The following is an 18,253-nucleotide window of genomic DNA, read 5'->3' on the forward strand; positions in this document are numbered from 1 at the left end:
GTATATATATTAATTGATTTCTATTTCGTCTACAAAAAGGAAAGGCGGTTGTCCGGCTCCCGAATGTCCTTCGGGCAAAGCCTCAAAACCACGAGCAACAACTTTGATAAAACGTGCTTGCGTTTCAGAGAAATTCAAAGTCAGATTTTCTATTTTCTTTCCCTGCATCTTAGCCTCCGGAGCTTTATAAGTATTTTCTGTCAGCAAGGTAAAGTCTTCCCCATTATCCGATGCATAAATCTCGACCTTGCTGATACCCATGATATACGACCCCATATCTGTGAGCGAAGATAAAACGACTTGTGTCACATTTTGTTTCTCTTCCATATCGATCACCGCTTCCATCGGTTTGCCCAGATAACCTACCCACATTCCGGTAGTATGAAACGGCTGACTCCGTACTCCATCCACCAATACCTTTCCGTTTTCTCCGGCATAACGTGTTTCAGGAGTTGTCTGCAAAGTAATTTTCTTAAAAGTCGCCTTGTTTACCTTCACCTCTTTCTGAAGCAAATCACTGCACAATCCAGAAGGAGTATAGGCTACAGCCTTCAACGTACAACTTTCTTCTATACCAATAGGCGACTGATACACTTGTGAATTTTTATCGGGCACAGTACCATCGAGCGTATAATAAATAGTACTTCCTTCCACACTGTTCAGCGTGACAAAAAGCTGATTCTTTTCTGCATCGGGAGCATAAGAGGCCTTTATTCCAAAGAAATGAGGAGCATATCCAAATCCCATCTTTTCATAAATCTCAAGCATATGTGGAAGACGATTCAAAAAGTCTGCATATCCTCCCCTTCGACTTCCGGTCCAAGTGACCTCAGAAAAGGCTGCCAAACGCGGCAACATCATATAATCCAGCAGCTGATCATTGTCCACATGCGAAGTCCATAGGCAAGCTTCGGCACCCAAGACCAGCGTATCCCGACCGGCAACACTTTCCGGCAAAACAAGTGGAGCTTCATAAACGGTCTGCATCGGCAATAATCCTCCGGTAGACAGAGGCTCGTTAGCCGCATCTTCCGCCTGGCAATTGTTGAAATAAAAATGACCAGTCGACGAGAATATTACCGGATGACCTTTTTTCAAAGCTTTAAATCCCTGATTTAATCCTCTCCACGACATAATAATAGTAGAAGGATCTATATTGTCCGACAGAACTTCGTCCCAACCTACCATCTGTTTTCCTAAAGTTTTAAGATAAGCAGCCATCTGCACATTAAATTCCCCTTGCAGCAAATCTTCGGCCGATTGTTCTTTGGTCGCTTTTAAATGATATTTTTTTATGGCAGCCTGGCAATCCGGGCATTGTTTCCAGCGGTCTCTAGGAACTTCATCTCCTCCGATATGTATATAGGGAGAAGGAAACAAAGTTGCCACCTCAGCCAGTACATCCTTGGCAAACTGATAAGAAAAATCTTTTCCCATACATAGTACATCCTTGTGCACTCCCCCTTTATCTGTTGTCATTGTATAAGGACCTCCAGTACAACCTAACTGAGGGTATGCAACCAGTGCAGCTGTAGTATGTCCCGGCAAATCGATCTCGGGAACGACTGTAATAAAACGCTGCTTGGCATACGAAATCACATCCTTTATCTCTTCCTGTGTATAGAATTCTTTACTCACTTCTGTCAGCTTGGGATACTTCTTTACTTCCATACGCCATCCCTGATCGTCGGTAAGATGCCAATGGAAATAATTCAAGCGATGAACAGCCAGCAAATCAATGAAACGTTTCACTTGCTCTACGGTAAAGAAATGACGGCTTACATCCAGCATTGCTCCTCTGTACTTCATTTCCGGACCATCCTGTATATCAACCGCAGGCAGTGTAAAAGGTGCTTGCTTTTGCAGTAGCAAAGATTGATTTAACACTTGAAGTGCATAAAAAGCACCTGCAGCATCGGCAGCTTCAATACGCACCTCATCGGCATTTACATGCAACCGGAATCCCTCGGAAGGCAATTCAGGATTATGCTTTAAAAGAACTGCAGAAGCCGATGAAGAACTGCCGACCACAGCCAAAGTATCTCCTGTCAGTTTCCTCAGACTGCTGTTGAATACAGAAATTCCTGCCTGCCAGTCTTTTAGTTCAGACGGTATTACAATTTCAGTTTCTTCGGTCAACACAAACGGATTTCCCCCTTTTACATTCATAGACAAAGCCTTGGGAATTTCTATATAAGATGGTTTTTCCTTTTCGGAAACACAACTTAATGTAAGCAGGCATCCCGCAGCACACAATACCCCTCTAAAGATGTCTCGTTTTTTCATAATATCTATTAAAAATTTCCATTTACATATACCGCCTGTATTGGCAGCACTATCTATTTAACAACTATAACTCCCCTACTACGCATCCGTATACATAAAATAATTCATGACCGACAAATTTCATCCATCAAGAAGCATGGATTATGTCATAAATATCCACAGACAATCAACGCCGTCGGCTTTATAACCGACACCGCTGATTGTGAAGACGACGGTGCCGGCTATAAAGCCGACGGCGTTGAATGAAGGCTATTTCCCGTATCGGAATCATATACAACCATAGCCTATATTTATTCTTTCCGGATCAGACGAAAGACCAATCCTTTATTTTATCATCTGAAACTGTTCTATCAGCGAAGTGGCATTTGCCGTAAACAAGCGGGCTGCAATTGCCAACAGGATGATACCGAAAAACTTACGTACCACATAAATTCCTCCTTTTCCCAGAATACGCTCAATACGGTCTGTCATTTTCAATACTATATATACCCAACCCATATTCAGAAGCAAGGCTAAAATGATATTAATGGATGCATACTCTGCGCGCAACGACAACAAAGTAGTAAACGAACCGGCACCCGCCAGCAACGGGAAGACCAGAGGCACCAATGTGGCTTCCTGGATAGGTCCCGTATTCTTGAAAATCTCAATATCCAGAATCATTTCAAGTGCCATCAGAAACAACACTACAGAACCGGCTATGGCAAACGAAGCAATATCTACCTGAAACAGTTTCAGCATCATATCACCTGCAAAAAAGAATCCAAGCAATAAAGCCAAGGCTATTAATGTAGCCTTCAACGCATTGACCGAACGCCCCTTTTGCTTTAAGTCCAAAATAATAGGAATTGCACCTATAATATCCAGTACGGCAAACAGCACAATAAATGCACTTATCAATTCCTGAAAATCAAATCCAGCCATAATTTTTTATCCTTAAAAATGAATCACACAAAGTTATTCAAAATTTTAATCTTCCAAAACAAAGAAACAATATTATCAGACGGTAAGAAACAATAAAAAAATAAAAAACGTCACCTATAATAAAAAGAATGTCTAATTTTGTGTGTTAAAAGATAACTTAATAAAGTTAACGTTTTATGGAAATAACCATGTATGACAAACTCTTGCAGCTCCCTCTGTTCCAAGGGTTATGTCAAGAAGACTTTACCTCTATATTGGAAAAAGTCAGATTCGAGTTTAACAAATATCCGGCCGGAAGTTGCATAGCTCAACAGGGAAAAGCCTGCAAGCAGCTCATTTTTATACTTCAGGGAACCGTTTATGCAAAGTCCATAGACAACGAACACGGGTATGTTTTATATGAAACCTTCGACAGTCCGCAGGTTATAGAGCCTTATTCCCTGTTCGGTATGTTTCCTCAATATACAGCTTCTTATCATGCCCAGACAGATATCAGTACCGTCTCGTTCAACAAATCGTATGTTTTGTCAGAACTGAACAAATATGAAATCTTCCAGTTGAACTACCTCAATGTAATAAGCAACCGGGCTCAAAACGTATATCGTAAACTGTGGGATACTCACATTGGAAATACGGCTGAAAAAATAACCAACTTCCTGCAATTACGCTGTACCAAGCCTGCAGGAGAAAAGACATTGCAAATCAAAATGGAAGACCTTGCTACGTTGATTGATGACACACGAATCAACGTATCAAAAGTACTGAACAAATTTCAGGAAGAAGGACTTATACAACTGAAACGTAAGGAAATACACATTCCGGCATTGGAAAAATTAATTGAACAATATACTTAATACAATATGCAGAATCCTTTTCTACATCATTATACAACTCCTCATCAAACGATTCCTTTCAATGAAATCAGACTGGAAGACTATGAACCTGCTATCAAACAGGGAATTGAGGAGGAAGACAGACAGATTAAAGAGATTGTTGAGAATCCGGAAAAACCGACATTCGAAAACACGATATTGGCATTGGCCAACAGCGGACAACTGCTCGACCGTGTGACGACCGTATTGTTTAATCGGATGAGTGCGGAAACATGCGACGAACTGGATGCCATCGGCGAAAGAATCATGCCGGAACTGTCGGAGCATAGCAACAATATCAGTCTGAACGAAAATTTATTCTCACGCATCAAACAGGTCTACGAGCAGAAAGATACACTTTCTCTGACTGCAGAAGAAGCCCGTCTGCTGGAGAAAACATACGACGGTTTCATCCGGAACGGCGCCAACCTGAATGATGAAGAAAAGATTAAATACCGTAAAATCAGCACAGAGCTCAGTACACTGACTCTACGGTTCTCACAAAATCATTTAAAAGAGACCAACAACTACGAACTTCATCTGACGACTCAAGAGCAGCTGAAAGGACTGCCAGAGAGTCTGATTGAATCGGCAGCACTTACCGCCCAGGAAAAGGGTAAGGAAGGATGGGTGATTACGCTACAGGCTCCCAGCTATGTGCCGTTTATGAAGTACAGCGAGTGCAGAGATTTGCGTAAAGAGCTGTATATGGCATACAATACGCAGTGTACTCATCACAACGATCAGAACAATCTGGAGATTGTAAAACAATTGGTCAACCTCCGCATGGAACTGGCACAGCTGTTGGGATATACAGATTATGCCGACTATGTATTGCGCAAACGAATGGCACAAGACAGTGAACATGTGTATCGCCTGCTGGACCAATTACTTGAGGCCTATACACCACAGGCGAAGAAAGAAGTAAAAGAAATCGAAGAATTAGCCCGGGATATGGAAGGAAACGATTTCACTCTCATGCCATGGGATTTTTCTTACTATGCCGAAAAGCTGAAAAATAAAAAATACAACTTAGACGAAGAAGAGCTTCGTCCTTACTTCGAACTGAGCCGTGTAAAAGCAGGGGTATTCGGACTGGCTACCCGCCTATATGGTATCTCTTTCAAAGAAAACAAGGATATACCGGTCTATCATCCGGATGTACAGGCATACGAAGTATTCGATAAAGACGGCAGTTTTCTGGCAGTTCTTTATACCGACTTCCACCCGCGTGCAGGCAAACGCTCCGGAGCATGGATGACCAACTATAAAGAGCAGTGGATAGAGGAAGACGGGACCAACAGTCGCCCTCATGTAGCGGTAACCATGAACTTTACCAAACCGACACCCGACAAGCCGGCACTGCTGACATTCTCGGAAGTGAATACTTTCTTGCATGAATTCGGACATGCCCTGCACGGTATGTTTGCCAATACCCGTTTCCAGAGTATGAGTGGAACCAATGTGTATTGGGATTTCGTAGAGTTGCCTTCGCAGATTATGGAGAACTTTGCTATCGAGAAAGATTTCCTGAACACCTTTGCCTGCCATTATCAGACACAGGAGCCTATGCCGGAAGCACTGCTGCAGCGTATCATTGATGCATCCAATTTCAATGTGGCATATGCCTGCCTGCGTCAAGTCAGCTTCGGTCTGCTGGATATGGCCTGGTATACACGCCGCACAGCCTTCGACGGAGATGTAAGGCAGTATGAAAAAGAAGCATGGAAACGTGCTCAGGTATTGCCTCAGTGCGAAGAAACTTGTATGAGTGTACAGTTCGGACACATCATGTCTGGCGGATATTCTGCCGGATATTACAGCTACAAATGGGCAGAAGTATTGGATGCTGATGCTTTTTCGGTATTCAAGGAAAAAGGAATCTTCAATAAAGAAGTAGCACAATCGTTCCGTGACAATATTTTGTCGAAAGGAGGAACAGAACATCCGATGACACTATACAAACGTTTCCGGGGACAAGAACCCACCATACAGGCTTTATTAAAACGAAACGGTATACAATAAATATATGAGAAAGACATTCCTAAAATATAGTATTTATCTTTTGCTGACATTGCCTATCCTGTTAAGCAGTTGCAACAACGAAGACGATGTCAATGAGATTTTTGTCAGCCGGGGAACATGGTATGTAGTAAACTATTATACCGGTGTAAACTGGGACTCTAACAACGACAGAGATGCACGTCCGGTTATAACCAACGTGCAGGAACTTCAAGTTATTCAGCAGTTCAATATCACATTCAAGGACGACGGAACACTGGAAGGGAATATGCAGAACGCAACTTTCACCGGATACTGGCAGGCCAACGGAGAAGACCGTTCTGTTTCCATTACACGTCTTAAAGCTTCTACCAACAAAGTAGAAGGACGAAATAAAGAATTTATAGAAACTTTGGAAAGAGCCCGTTTCTATCAGGGAGACAGCGGAATGCTGAGACTGGCTCCACAAGAACGTACTACTTGCATTCAATTTACACACATTAAGCAAAATGGGAACAACTGAAAACAAACAGGAAATACTTGACAAACGCTACATGCGTATGGCCACCATCTGGTCGGAGAACTCGTATTGTGCCCGCCGGAAAGTCGGAGCATTGATAGTCAAAAACAAGATGATTATCTCTGATGGGTATAACGGTACCCCAGCCGGATTCGAAAACATATGCGAAGACGACAATGGAGTGACAAAGCCTTATGTACTTCACGCAGAAGCCAATGCTATTACCAAAATCGCACGTTCTGGAAACAGCAGTGAGGGAGCTACACTCTATGTAACGGCTTCGCCTTGCATAGAATGCGCCAAACTGATTATACAAGCAGGCATCAAACGAGTAGTATATGCAGAAAAATACCGTCTGGAAGAAGGCTTGGATTTACTCCGACGCGCAAACATAGAGTTGGTTTATCTCAATCTGAATGAAAATGAATAAATTGAAGTTATGACAAACAATAGTAAAAACCGTTTTGTACCCCTGCTATTGGCAGTATGTCTGATTGCCGGTATAGGTATCGGTACCTTTTATGCCGACCATTTTTCCGGTAATAAATTAGGTATCATCAATACTTCGTCTAACAAACTGAATGCATTATTGCGTATCATCGAAGACCAGTATGTAGACACTGTAGACATGGCCAATCTGGTAGAAGAAGCCATGCCACAGATTTTATCTGAACTGGACCCACACTCATCTTATATTCCGGCAAAAGATCTGGAGGCTGTCAATGCCGACTTGAAAGGCCACTTCAGTGGAATTGGAGTGCAGTTTACCATTCAGGACGATACTATTCACATCAACAGTGTGATAAAAGGAGGTCCATCTGAAAAAATAGGACTGATGGCAGGCGACCGTATCGTAGAAATAGATGACTCGGCTTTTGTAGGTAAAATTGTAACCAACAGTGAGTCGATGAGACGCTTGAAAGGTGAAAAAGGCAGTAAAGTAAAACTGGGAATATACCGTCCGGGAGAAAAAGAACTGTTACATTTCACTGTAGTACGCGGAGACATTCCTGTAAAAAGTATCGATGCCGCCTATATGGTAAACGATAAATTCGGTTATGTAAAAGTAAATAAATTCGGAGAAACAACCTATCCGGAATTATTGATTGCACTGGCCAAACTGAATCAGGAAAACTGCAAGGGATTAATTATCGACTTACGCGGAAATACAGGAGGATATATGGCTGCAGCCATACAGATGGTCAACGAATTCCTTCCAAACAACCGACTGATAGTGTATACAGAAGGAAGAAAATCGCCACGTGAAAACTACAGTTCCAACGGAACCGGAAGCAGTCAGGATATGCCGCTTATTGTACTGATGGACGAAGGTTCTGCTTCTGCAAGTGAAATCTTTGCCGGAGCCATTCAGGACAACGACAGAGGAACCATCATCGGCCGCCGTTCGTTTGGAAAGGGACTGGTACAGCAGCCTATTGAGTTCAGCGATAAATCGGCCATCCGCCTGACTATTGCACGCTACTATACTCCTTCGGGACGCTGCATACAGAAACCTTATGAAAAAGGAAAAGAAGCAGAATACGAACTGGATATTCTTACCCGATACGAGCACGGTGAGTTCTTCTCTGCCGACAGCATCAAACAGAATGAAAAGGAAATCTATCATACCAGTCTGGGAAGACCTGTATACGGAGGAGGAGGTATCATGCCGGATATCTTTGTTCCACAAGATACCATTGGTATGAATTCTTACTTCAGAACTGCTGCAACCCGCGGACTTATTATCCGTTACTCATTCGAATATACAGACCAGAACCGCACTAAACTGCAGCAATATACCACAGCCGCAGAGATGGAAAAATTCTTGAAAACTCAAGGACTGTTGGATAAGTTCGCATCTTTTGCAGAAAAGAAAGGATTAAAACGCCGCAATATCCTTCTGTATAAGGCCAAAAATCTTTTTGAGCTGAGTCTTTACGGAAACATCATATACAACATGTTGGGTATAGAAGCCTATACTGAATATATGAACTTAAGTGACAATACAGTGCTTAAAGCAATAGAAGTGCTTGAAAAAGGAGAATCTTTCCCTAAAGCTCCGGAAGAAAATACAGAAAACGTAGCTCAGGAAAAAAATGACAGTAACAAAGCGTGAATGGCGCACACTGATTGCGCAAAAGAAAAAGACATATACTTCTGCACAATTAACCCAATGGTCTTCCAGTTTGCTTTCGAAACTGGAAGACCATCCGGTTTTTTGCCAGGCGAAAATCGTACTCATGTACTATGCTCTTCCCGATGAAGTACAGACCCAGGCATTTGTAGAACGATGGAGTAAATCGAAGAATATTATCCTTCCGGTAGTACAAGGGAATGATCTGGAGTTGCGCTTTTATGAAGGAAAGGACAGTCTGAAAAAGGGGGCTTATGGAATAGAAGAACCCAACGGCAGAAGACTGACCAATTATAATGACATAGAACTGGCAATCATCCCCGGAGTGTCTTTCGACAGGGAAGGAAACCGGCTGGGACGTGGGAAAGGATATTACGACCGGCTTTTACCCCAACTGTCGGCTTACAAAATAGGTATCTGTTTTCAGTTTCAGGTAGCTCCCCTACTTCCTACAGAACCTTTTGACATTTTAATGGATGAAGTGTGGACCGAAAACGGATGTATCAGCAAAACACAATATTCACAATAACCTGGGAACCGACCTTCTCGTTTAAGCTACGTACCAGAAGTTCTCTTCCCATCATCAGTTCCTGGCGAAGCACAGAAGAAGAAAGTTGCACATAAAGCGTCTGATTCTTTATATACAGATTCATGGTGTAGCGAGTAATTGTTTCCCCCACTACATCTTTCCATGCATCGACCAACCGATATTCGTTCAAAGGTGTTTCCAATCCCTGCTGACGCAAGAGCCTCCGTATCACATCACCTATCTGCTCTGTATTATTCCGCTTCATTAGTTTTCTTCTTTGCTACGTTCCACTACCGTTCCGCTTTCTACCTCAAACACGGCATAATCACCGTCTAACTTGTGCAATATTTTATCCAAATGTTCCCTATTCGTATCGGTAATGAAAATCTGACCGAAATTATCTCCTGAAACAAGTTTCACAATCTGCTCTACTCTCAAAGCATCCAGTTTGTCAAATATATCATCCAGCAATACTAAAGGAGTGGTCTGGCTTCCCGTACGCTTCAGGAAATCGAACTGAGCCAGTTTTAACGCAATCAGATATGTTTTGTTCTGACCTTGCGAACCTTCTCTTTTAATCGGGAATTCACCCAATTTCATAATCAGATCATCTTTATGTACCCCCTTTAAAGAATACCCCATGATACGGTCGCGCTGACGGTTCTCCTTCAACAAAGTCAGAAGATCGGCCTGCTCCAAATGCGATTCATAAGAAAGACTGACCTGCTCACGGTCTTGAGAAATATAAGAATAGTACGATTGAAAGACCGGAATAAATTCATCTATGAATTCTTTCCGCTTGCGATACACCACAGCACCTGCAGCAGCCATCATTTCTTCCCAAACCAGCATCAGCTCATCATCCGGCTCCATATCCGCCTTCAGCAGTGTATTCCGCTGCTGCAAAGCCTTGTTGTAACGAATCAGTGCATCCAGATACTCACGGTCGAACTGAGAAATCACCACATCCATAAACCGGCGACGTTCTTCACTTCCTCCACCTATTAATATAGAGTCGGCAGGAGAAACCATTACCAGAGGAATCAAACCGATATGATCGGACAGACGGGAGTATTCTTTCTTATTTCTCTTGAACTGTTTTTTCTGTTTACGCTTCAATCCACAATACACCTCTTCGGGCTCTCCATGATCTGTCTCATAAAAACCCTGTATCACAAAAAACTCATGTCCGTGTTGTATGTTTTGGGAATCGATAGGATTCGTTGCACTCTTACAGAACGACAGATAATATACTGCATCCATCAGGTTTGTCTTTCCCATTCCATTCTTACCAATGATACAGTTCAGTTTACGGGAAAAAGACAGTTCAACTTCTTCTAAATTTTTATAACTTAATATCGAGATGCGTTTCAACCACATAAATTCAATCTATTTCGAAAGACAAAAATACGAATAAAAGGAAGATTGAAAAAAAACATGTCTTCAAATTTCATTTATATATAGAAATAAATTACTTTTGCTGACCAAAATAGGTCTATAACAGAAAAATAATAAAACGAATATAAAAATGACTGAAAAAAAACACACTCAAGATCCTTTGAATGTAGATGAAGCATTGAGCACTTCTGAAGCATTCCTTCTTAAGAACAAAAATCTATTGTTGGGCATCGTTGCAGCAATTGTAGTAGTAGTTGCCGGTGTATTGGGTTACAAACACTTTATTTCCGCACCGAAAGAACTGAAAGCTGCAGAAGCTATTTTCAAGGGTGAACAATATTTTGGAGCTGATAACTATGAAATTGCCTTGAATGGCGACAGCACTGGTTATGCAGGTTTCGTGAAATTGGCAGACGAATTCAGCGGAACTGATGCAGGAAACTTGGCTAATGCATATGCCGGAATCTGCTATGCTCAGTTGGGCAAATACGAAGATGCCATCAAATTCTTGGATAAATTCAGTGCAGACGACTATTTCGTAGCTCCGGCTATCATTGGAACTTTGGGTAACTGCTATGCTCAGGTTGGTCAGTTAGACAAAGCTGCTGCTACTTTATTAAAAGCTGCCGACAAAGCAAACAGCGTATCACTGAGTCCTATATATTTGCTGCAGGCTGGACAGATCCTGGAAAAACAGGGTAAGAACGCAGAAGCAGTAGAAGCTTACAAGCAAATCAAAACTAAATATGCCAACTCTTATCAGGCAATGGATATTGATAAATATATCGAACGAGCTTCTATTAAATAAAATATTATAAACTGAGAATGAGAAATTGAGAATCGGAAAAAGAGAAGGTTTTCCTTCTGCTTTTCCATTCTCAATTTCTCATTTTATTTTTCCAAATATCTTTTATATATGGCAACAGCTTATCACAACCTATCAGATTACGATTTCAACTCTGTGCCTGATGCTTCAAACATGCGTTTTGGCATTGTTGTATCCGAATGGAACAGCAACATCACCGGAGCTTTGCTCAATGGAGCAGTAAACACCTTGAAAAAGCATGGAGCAAAAGAAGAAAATATCCTTGTTCAAACAGTTCCGGGAAGCTTCGAACTGACATATGGTTCGGCACAAATGATAAAAAGCGGAAAAGTGGATGCAGTAATCGCTATCGGCTGCGTAGTTCGCGGAGATACTCCACATTTTGATTATGTATGTGCAGGAACTACCCAAGGCATTGCACATCTGAATGCAACAACCGATGTCCCAGTGATTTACGGACTGATTACAACCAATAATATGGAGCAGGCAGAAGACCGTGCAGGTGGAAAATTAGGCAATAAGGGAGATGAATGTGCAATTACTGCAATAAAAATGATCGATTTTGTTTGCAAATTAAAAAAATAGTTGTACCTTTGCATCGCAATTGAGAGAAACACTAACACTTAAGATTGCGAATGGGCAAATACCAGAGTGGCCAAATGGGGCAGACTGTAAATCTGCTGGCTTACGCCTTCGGTGGTTCGAATCCATCTTTGCCCACTGAGATTGCGGAAGTAGCTCAGTTGATAGAGCATTAGCCTTCCAAGCTGAGGGTCGCGGGTTTGAGCCCCGTCTTCCGCTCTCTTCTTTGAAAAATTGTGTTGGGCAAGTACCAGAGTGGCCAAATGGGGCAGACTGTAAATCTGCTGGCTTACGCCTTCGGTGGTTCGAATCCATCCTTGCCCACTTAAAATTGCGGAAGTAGCTCAGTTGATAGAGCATTAGCCTTCCAAGCTGAGGGTCGCGGGTTTGAGCCCCGTCTTCCGCTCTTCAAAGGATTACAAGTTTCTTGTAATCCTTTTTTTATTCTATATAATAACTTACCATACTACATAGTACAACTACCTCAAGGTCTACAGTTTATCAGAAAACTTGCAAACTACATACATAAAAAGAACTCATCTAAGACCAAAGCTACCCCCCTTTTGAATCATTGTTTCATAAAAAATGCGACTTGTATCGCAAGCGAATGATACAAGTCACATAAGCACACGATACTTGTATCAAAGGCCAATGATACAAGTATCGTAATTCTACTATCTACAGCTACCTCCAATAAACTATCTTCCTGTAGCCTGCAAGTACTCTCTTTTACTTAATTCATAATTTGTATAAGCCTCAACATATTTATCCCGACTCTGTTGATACAATGTTTGTGCATCAAGCAATTCGCTCATTGCAGCAGTTCCTGCCGAATAATAATCCATATTCAATCTTAAATTTTCCGAAGACTGCTCTACTGAAAGAAGCGCAATTTCTGCCTTCCTATAAGAATCATTCAAAGTATTCCATACATTCTGCATTCGGATAACCAACATTTCGCTGTTATCGTTCAACAGGTTTTCTGCGTTTTTTACCTGTAATTTATGTTTTTTGATAGAATGCGTACCACCCCACCATCCTGATATAGGAACAGATACAGTTACAAATCCCATATAGAACGATTGATCCTGTCCCATTACAAAGTTATCATACACCAGTCCGCCACCAATTGCTACCGTTGGAAGATTCTTGCCTACAGCCATTTTATATTGAAGCTTGCTTGCCTGTAAGTTCTGCTTCAAAAGGCCATACTCATTTGTCCTTTCAACAGCATCAGTATGATTACAAAATAAAGTCTGGGGTGATTCTGACAGATGTTCTTCTACCACAAATGCCACATCAATACTATCCGATTTTGCACCAATGTACTGTCCTAAAAGACTTAATGAAACATTCAACGAATTTTCAAGTTGAATTTTACCACTCAATACATCATTCTTTTTTAACTGCACTTGCAATAAGTCATTCCGAGTTACAATTCCAGCATCAACCGACGCCTGTACATCAGTTTCAAGTCTTTCAAGCTGTTTTTCTACTAAAGAGATTGTTTTCAGCTTTTCCTTCAGCATCACTATCTGCCAAAAATATCTTTCTACTTCCAAGCGAACTTCATCATCAGTCTGTTTTTTTTGTAATGCCTTCATGTTCACTCCAAGTTCGGCCAGTTTATTGCCATTCACAATCTGTCCTCCGGTAAACAATGGCATTGTAGCAGAAATACCACCCAGCATTCCATCCTTCAGCATCTCCATCTTAGCCTCGGGAGACATTTGCATCTGCACCAAAGGCTCATTAGCTATAAATCCAGAACCTACAGCAGAAATATTCGGAAAGTACTTTGTAAAAGCCTCTTTCTTATCATGCTTTGCCATCTCCAGATCATTCTCGGCATTTCTTACTTTCACATTATATTTCAAAGCCGAATTGATGCATTCATCAAGCGTATATATATGCTGACCTGAAACAGGCGCCAGGCATGTACACGCAATCAAACTCAATACTATATTTCTTTTATTCACTTTCATTTCGAATTACGTATTTAAAACCGTTACATTTGTTCCATAGCTTCCATTTTGGCACGTTTGGATGTAGAACCTCTGAACATCAGCATATACGATATAGGTAGCACGGTCAGTAAAAACAACATTGTAATAAGTGTACCGTAGCATATTACCGTTCCCATAGGCATCCATAATCCACTCTTTCCTAATATCATGGGAATTACTCCCATAGAAGCAGCCGCAGAGGTAAGGAAAATCGGGCGCATACGTCTTTGTGCAGAATGATAGATTGCATCACGCACACAAAGTTTTTCTGTAGCCCTTAACTCTTCCGCATAGTCTATCATAATGATACCATTTCGCACAATAATACCCATCAGACTAATGATACCAAGTGTACAGGTCATACCAAAATCGACTCCCTGCACCAATACTCCCACGGCAGTACCAAACAGACAAAGCGTCATACTGAGAAATATCAGTAAAGCAATACTGATTTTCTTAAAGTGAGCCAAAAGAATAAAGAATATAATAAAAGCAGCGATAGCCAATGCAGACATGATGGGTGGAAGATTTTCATTATCCTGTTCATCATCACCACCATATGCAAGTGTGACTCCTTCGGGCAACGGAATCGTTGCAAGTTTCTTTTTCAGACTTGCTGTAAAAGCTGTCACATTCACATCCCGACGCACATCAGACATCACTGTAATAGTATAAATACCATTACGTCTTACTATTTGTCCATCTTTCACACTAGGTACGACTTCTGCAACCTGCCTCAAGGGAACATTTCCCAATCCGCCCATCACAGGAATCATTTCATCCGAAAGATCTGAATAGTCAGCCTTATCAGCTTTTTCCGACTTTAGCGTTATAGGAATGTTATAATCACCTTCCCATACATTCGATAAAGGTACCCCATTTCCATATCTCATGGCCAATGTAGTTTCAACCTGCATGTTATTTATACCCAATCTTGAAGCTTCATCTTCCTTTAGAACAACTTTCATCGAAGTCTGTGGTTCACTGAAGTTGGTTTGAGCCAGTTCCACTTCTGGCATATTACGCAGCAGTGCAAGATATTTTCCAGCAACAAACTTCAGACTGTCGAGATTCTGACCACTCAACCGAAGTTCAACCGGATAGACTGCCTGGCTGAAACTAATCTGTTTGAATCTTACTCTTGCTTCAGGAAATGCATTGGTATATTTAGCAGAATACTCATCAAGAAGTTCTACTGTTTCTTCATTTCCCAATGTATTTACAATAAGTTGCGAGTAATTGGTTCCGCCAATCTGCGGAGCATATGCCGTATGAAATCTCGGTGAAGAACATCCTATAAACGATGTGACAGACACCACACGAGCATCCTTTCGAAGCACATTTTCTATACTATCAGCTACCACCGCAGTCCGTTCTACAGCCGTACCAGTAGGAAGATAAATTTCTATTGCAAACTGATTACGGTCTGCCACCGGCATCAGTTTCTGTGGTAACTTACCCATCAACAAAACTCCTACAATAATAGATCCCAAGCCCATACACATTGTTATATATGGATGAGCAAAACATGCATCAAGTATCTTATTATAGAAGCGTTGCAATACATCCATAAACGAAAAACCCTTTTTTACATGGGGAACAGGCTTACGTATAAACCAGAACTGCATAAACGGAACCAGCAACATGGCTACGAGTAATGAAATTCCAAGTATCAACAATATAGACCAAGGGAAACTTAATAAAAAGTCGTGTATCATTCCCGGTATCACAATCAGGAAAGGAAAGAAAGTGATACTGATGGCAAGTGTTGCAGAGAAAATAGATTTAAAAAAGTGTGTTGCACTATAAATTGATGCATGCCAGCGGGACATCCCCTCACCAATTTTCTCCAGATAACTGTCTATAATCACAATGGAATTGTCGACTATCATACCCAATGTCACAATCAGTGCTGCAAGTGTAACGGTATTCAGTTCTATACCAAAAGCATAAAACAATCCCAATGAGATAAAGATTGTAATCGGAATGGTAGATGCAGCAACCAAAGCAACACGCATCGGTAATAAAAGCATCACAACCACCACTACAGCCACAATAGCTATTACAAGTTCATGCAAGAAATTATCCACACTATCGCCTACTACCTGCGCCTGATTGGTGACATGATACATTTCCACTTCAGAAGGTATTTCTTTCTTGAATTCTTCAAGTACCTTATTTACATCTTCACCCATTTTTACAATGTTCTTGCCTTTCTTCATTTCAATACTCAACAAGATACATTTGGTGCCATTGTTTTTTATGTAACTGTCGGCATGAGGATACTCCTTCACTACCCTTGCAATATCTTTAAGGCGAATATTATTACCGTCCAAATCGGAATAAACAATCTGCTGCTGTACATCATAAATCGTATTATAAGATTTGTCTACATGCACTGGAAGAATATAGTCGGGTGTCTGAATACGCCCTCCTGTAGTTACAAATCCTTTGGCAAACAATTGTGATGCAACCATTTGCTCATTCAAGCCATATTGTGTCAACTTAGCAGGATCAAGATAAATAGAAATCTGTTCCTTCCGTTCTCCACTTACAGTAAGACGTCCTACACTATTTACATTTCTCAAACGATCTTTCAGATTATCCATATAGTCCGAAAGCTCCCGATAGGTTTTATCCTTACTTTCCATTGTAAGCAGCATAGCCGATGTATCTCCGAAATCGTCCATCACTTGTACCGCAAGGACATTTTGAGGAAGTTGTGATTTAAATGCTGCTATACCATGTTTGAACTTACTCCAAAATTCATCCTTATTATTCAACTCATCTACAAGTTCTACCTGAATAAACACAAGTCCGTCACGGGTAGTAGAAAATGTTTTTTCTTTTTTTACCTCTTTATAGGTGAATATATAATCTTCCAGCGGCTTTGTGACTTGCTCTACCATTTCGTCCACCGTATTCCCCGGAGCTGCAGCTATTACGATACCCTGGCGAATCGTAAAATCCGGGAATTCATTTTTCTGCATCTGAGGCAGACTATATACCCCAAATGCTACCAGACAGCATGTCACCAGTATAATAATCTGGCGGTAATGCATAGCCCATTCTACTATATTACGCTTCTTATTATCCATATTACAGTTCAAGTTTTGTTCCTTCACATACTTTTTGCTGACCTTCTACTATTATTTCATCACCAGCATTCAAACCTGATACAACCGTGACACCTGTAGGGGTAAAATCACCGCATGTAATTATTCGTTTCGAAGCCTTTCCTTTATCGTTTAGCCAAACAAAATAATTATTATTCTCGTCTATCTGTATCAGATTGGCAGCAATCACAATATGCTGTGTACTAAGTTTCCCAGTCAGATATACTTCTGTAATCATTCCGGGCATCACTTTTCTCGAAAGACTGCTGTTATCAAGTCTTATTTTAACCTCATAAGAACGAGAAACCGGATTGGCCTGAATACCTTTCTCTATAACACTTCCCTCCAGTCTTGAGTCATTCAAAGCAGGAATTATCACCACAGCTTCCTGACCTTTATATACATTGGATATTTCTGTTTCCGGAACCGAAATTCTTACATTCATATCCTTACCGGATACAAGAGTAAAAGCCGATACTGCCGGATTTACATTTTGCCCAACTTCTATCGACTTGGAAGATACAACACCCGAAAATGGTGCATATAGTCTACAATCCGCCAATTGTTTCTTTGCCATTTCTTCCATAGAACAAGCCTGCTGGTATTTACTCTTTACTTCCATCCATTTAATATCAGCCAGACTACCTTTCTGATGCAGCTCTTTCATTCTGGAATAAGCATCTTCCGCCTGATCGCGTGCTGCTTTTGCAGCTTCATAAGCACTTTTCAAAGACGTATCATCTATTGTAGCAAGTAACTGTCCTTTTTGTACAACTGTTCCCAAACCCACATGAATACGGTTTACTGTACCCATCACCGAAAAATTCAATAACGAAGCATTCTCTTCCTTTACAGTACCCGAATAGAAAGAAGTACATCCGCCATTATCAGTTTCCACTTTCTCTATTTTCACCTTTACCGCTACTGGTTCATTTTTCACATGTTCCGATTTTCCGCAACCATACAGAAATACCAGAAACGAAACTAGAATCAAAAATTTCTTATTCATAACTTAATATTATCACTGGTTTTAAATTCGGGCGTAAAAGAATAATATTT

General features: G+C 41.0%; 15 protein-coding genes and 4 tRNA genes. 12 read left to right on the forward strand and 7 right to left on the reverse strand.

From position 1 onward, the window contains the following. Positions 1 to 9: 9 nt before the first annotated feature. Together O6P32_RS10580 and O6P32_RS10585 are read right to left on the reverse strand one after the other, a co-directional pair. A complete protein-coding gene (locus O6P32_RS10580) occupies positions 10 to 2,286 on the reverse strand; it encodes a glycoside hydrolase family 20 protein (protein WP_269878458.1) in 2,277 nt (758 codons plus the stop codon). Between the two features lie 324 nt (positions 2,287 to 2,610). Continuing rightward, positions 2,611 to 3,213: a MarC family protein gene (locus O6P32_RS10585; protein WP_178266203.1), complete on the reverse strand. Its 603-nt coding sequence runs from the start codon at positions 3,211 to 3,213 to the stop codon at positions 2,611 to 2,613. Between the two features lie 173 nt (positions 3,214 to 3,386). Between O6P32_RS10585 and O6P32_RS10590 the strand changes: the two genes are divergently transcribed. From O6P32_RS10590 to O6P32_RS10615, 6 genes are read left to right on the forward strand one after another with little or no spacing between them, the layout of a single operon-like run. Continuing rightward, complete coding sequence (locus O6P32_RS10590) at positions 3,387 to 4,064, forward strand: Crp/Fnr family transcriptional regulator (protein ID WP_178266199.1); 678 nt, start codon at positions 3,387 to 3,389, stop codon at positions 4,062 to 4,064. Positions 4,065 to 4,070: 6 nt separating this feature from the next. Then, complete coding sequence (locus O6P32_RS10595) at positions 4,071 to 6,107, forward strand: M3 family metallopeptidase (protein ID WP_269878459.1); 2,037 nt, start codon at positions 4,071 to 4,073, stop codon at positions 6,105 to 6,107. Between the two features lie 4 nt (positions 6,108 to 6,111). Continuing rightward, the gene (locus O6P32_RS10600) at positions 6,112 to 6,606 is read left to right on the forward strand and encodes a DUF4847 family protein (RefSeq protein WP_269878461.1); all 495 of its coding nucleotides are present in this window, start codon (positions 6,112 to 6,114) and stop codon (positions 6,604 to 6,606) included. Then, positions 6,593 to 7,033, forward strand: a complete 441-nt coding sequence (locus tag O6P32_RS10605; RefSeq protein WP_178266196.1) for a deoxycytidylate deaminase — start codon at positions 6,593 to 6,595, stop codon at positions 7,031 to 7,033. Before O6P32_RS10600 ends, O6P32_RS10605 begins: the two co-directional genes overlap by 14 nt. Positions 7,034 to 7,042: 9 nt before the next feature. After that, positions 7,043 to 8,719: a S41 family peptidase gene (locus tag O6P32_RS10610; protein WP_269878463.1), complete on the forward strand. Its 1,677-nt coding sequence runs from the start codon at positions 7,043 to 7,045 to the stop codon at positions 8,717 to 8,719. Then, entirely contained in the window at positions 8,700 to 9,266 is a 567-nt protein-coding gene (locus O6P32_RS10615) for a 5-formyltetrahydrofolate cyclo-ligase (protein WP_269878464.1), read from the forward strand. The genes O6P32_RS10610 and O6P32_RS10615 overlap by 20 nt, the downstream gene beginning before the upstream one ends. On the opposite strand, the gene O6P32_RS10620 is transcribed toward O6P32_RS10615, so the two are convergent. Both O6P32_RS10620 and recF read right to left on the reverse strand, forming a co-directional pair. Next, a complete protein-coding gene (locus O6P32_RS10620) occupies positions 9,241 to 9,531 on the reverse strand; it encodes a DciA family protein (RefSeq protein WP_178266207.1) in 291 nt (96 codons plus the stop codon). The two genes, O6P32_RS10615 and O6P32_RS10620, sit on opposite strands and share 26 nt — an antisense overlap. Continuing rightward, on the reverse strand, positions 9,531 to 10,646 hold the full coding sequence (gene recF / locus O6P32_RS10625) for a DNA replication/repair protein RecF (RefSeq protein WP_269878465.1): 1,116 nt from the start codon (positions 10,644 to 10,646) through the stop codon (positions 9,531 to 9,533). The genes O6P32_RS10620 and recF overlap by 1 nt, the downstream gene beginning before the upstream one ends. Positions 10,647 to 10,794: 148 nt before the next feature. On the opposite strand from recF, the gene O6P32_RS10630 reads away from it, so the two are divergent. The 6 genes from O6P32_RS10630 (at position 10,795) to O6P32_RS10655 (ending at position 12,478) form a co-directional block, all read left to right on the forward strand. Beyond that, on the forward strand, positions 10,795 to 11,472 hold the full coding sequence (locus O6P32_RS10630; RefSeq protein ID WP_178266209.1) for a tetratricopeptide repeat protein: 678 nt from the start codon (positions 10,795 to 10,797) through the stop codon (positions 11,470 to 11,472). A 108-nt stretch (positions 11,473 to 11,580) separates the two neighbouring features. Further along, positions 11,581 to 12,075, forward strand: a complete 495-nt coding sequence (gene ribH, locus O6P32_RS10635) for a 6,7-dimethyl-8-ribityllumazine synthase (protein WP_269878467.1) — start codon at positions 11,581 to 11,583, stop codon at positions 12,073 to 12,075. 52 nt (positions 12,076 to 12,127) lie between these two features. Beyond that, a tRNA-Tyr gene (locus O6P32_RS10640) sits at positions 12,128 to 12,210 on the forward strand. An 8-nt stretch (positions 12,211 to 12,218) separates the two neighbouring features. Beyond that, a tRNA-Gly gene (locus O6P32_RS10645) sits at positions 12,219 to 12,291 on the forward strand. A gap of 22 nt (positions 12,292 to 12,313) precedes the next feature. Further along, positions 12,314 to 12,396: transfer RNA gene (locus tag O6P32_RS10650), tRNA-Tyr, on the forward strand. 9 nt (positions 12,397 to 12,405) lie between these two features. Next, positions 12,406 to 12,478: transfer RNA gene (locus O6P32_RS10655), tRNA-Gly, on the forward strand. A gap of 292 nt (positions 12,479 to 12,770) precedes the next feature. On the opposite strand, the gene O6P32_RS10660 is transcribed toward O6P32_RS10655, so the two are convergent. Genes O6P32_RS10660 through O6P32_RS10670 form a run of 3 tightly spaced genes read right to left on the reverse strand, consistent with a single transcriptional unit; the run spans position 12,771 to position 18,203 of the window. Further along, a complete protein-coding gene (locus O6P32_RS10660) occupies positions 12,771 to 14,057 on the reverse strand; it encodes a TolC family protein (RefSeq protein ID WP_269878469.1) in 1,287 nt (428 codons plus the stop codon). A gap of 23 nt (positions 14,058 to 14,080) precedes the next feature. Further along, positions 14,081 to 17,176, reverse strand: coding sequence for an efflux RND transporter permease subunit (locus tag O6P32_RS10665; protein ID WP_269878471.1), 3,096 nt, complete (start codon positions 17,174 to 17,176; stop codon positions 14,081 to 14,083). Between the two features lies 1 nt (position 17,177). Then, positions 17,178 to 18,203, reverse strand: coding sequence for an efflux RND transporter periplasmic adaptor subunit (locus tag O6P32_RS10670; RefSeq protein WP_269878472.1), 1,026 nt, complete (start codon positions 18,201 to 18,203; stop codon positions 17,178 to 17,180). Positions 18,204 to 18,253 lie beyond the last annotated feature (50 nt).

Source organism: Phocaeicola acetigenes (assembly GCF_027529745.1).
GTDB lineage: Bacteria > Bacteroidota > Bacteroidia > Bacteroidales > Bacteroidaceae > Phocaeicola > Phocaeicola acetigenes.

What these genes read in the sequence shown, in the direction of transcription:
- O6P32_RS10580 (WP_269878458.1), bottom strand. Translation starts at nt 2,286, where the DNA reads ATGAAAAAACGAGACATCTTTAGAGGGGTATTGTGTGCTGCGGGATGC.
- O6P32_RS10590 (WP_178266199.1), top strand. Translation starts at nt 3,387, where the DNA reads ATGGAAATAACCATGTATGACAAACTCTTGCAGCTCCCTCTGTTCCAA.
- O6P32_RS10595 (WP_269878459.1), top strand. Translation starts at nt 4,071, where the DNA reads ATGCAGAATCCTTTTCTACATCATTATACAACTCCTCATCAAACGATT.
- O6P32_RS10600 (WP_269878461.1), top strand. Translation starts at nt 6,112, where the DNA reads ATGAGAAAGACATTCCTAAAATATAGTATTTATCTTTTGCTGACATTG.
- O6P32_RS10605 (WP_178266196.1), top strand. Translation starts at nt 6,593, where the DNA reads ATGGGAACAACTGAAAACAAACAGGAAATACTTGACAAACGCTACATG.
- O6P32_RS10610 (WP_269878463.1), top strand. Translation starts at nt 7,043, where the DNA reads ATGACAAACAATAGTAAAAACCGTTTTGTACCCCTGCTATTGGCAGTA.
- O6P32_RS10615 (WP_269878464.1), top strand. Translation starts at nt 8,700, where the DNA reads ATGACAGTAACAAAGCGTGAATGGCGCACACTGATTGCGCAAAAGAAA.
- O6P32_RS10620 (WP_178266207.1), bottom strand. Translation starts at nt 9,531, where the DNA reads ATGAAGCGGAATAATACAGAGCAGATAGGTGATGTGATACGGAGGCTC.
- recF (WP_269878465.1), bottom strand. Translation starts at nt 10,646, where the DNA reads ATGTGGTTGAAACGCATCTCGATATTAAGTTATAAAAATTTAGAAGAA.
- O6P32_RS10630 (WP_178266209.1), top strand. Translation starts at nt 10,795, where the DNA reads ATGACTGAAAAAAAACACACTCAAGATCCTTTGAATGTAGATGAAGCA.
- ribH (WP_269878467.1), top strand. Translation starts at nt 11,581, where the DNA reads ATGGCAACAGCTTATCACAACCTATCAGATTACGATTTCAACTCTGTG.
- O6P32_RS10660 (WP_269878469.1), bottom strand. Translation starts at nt 14,057, where the DNA reads ATGAAAGTGAATAAAAGAAATATAGTATTGAGTTTGATTGCGTGTACA.
- O6P32_RS10665 (WP_269878471.1), bottom strand. Translation starts at nt 17,176, where the DNA reads ATGGATAATAAGAAGCGTAATATAGTAGAATGGGCTATGCATTACCGC.
- O6P32_RS10670 (WP_269878472.1), bottom strand. Translation starts at nt 18,203, where the DNA reads ATGAATAAGAAATTTTTGATTCTAGTTTCGTTTCTGGTATTTCTGTAT.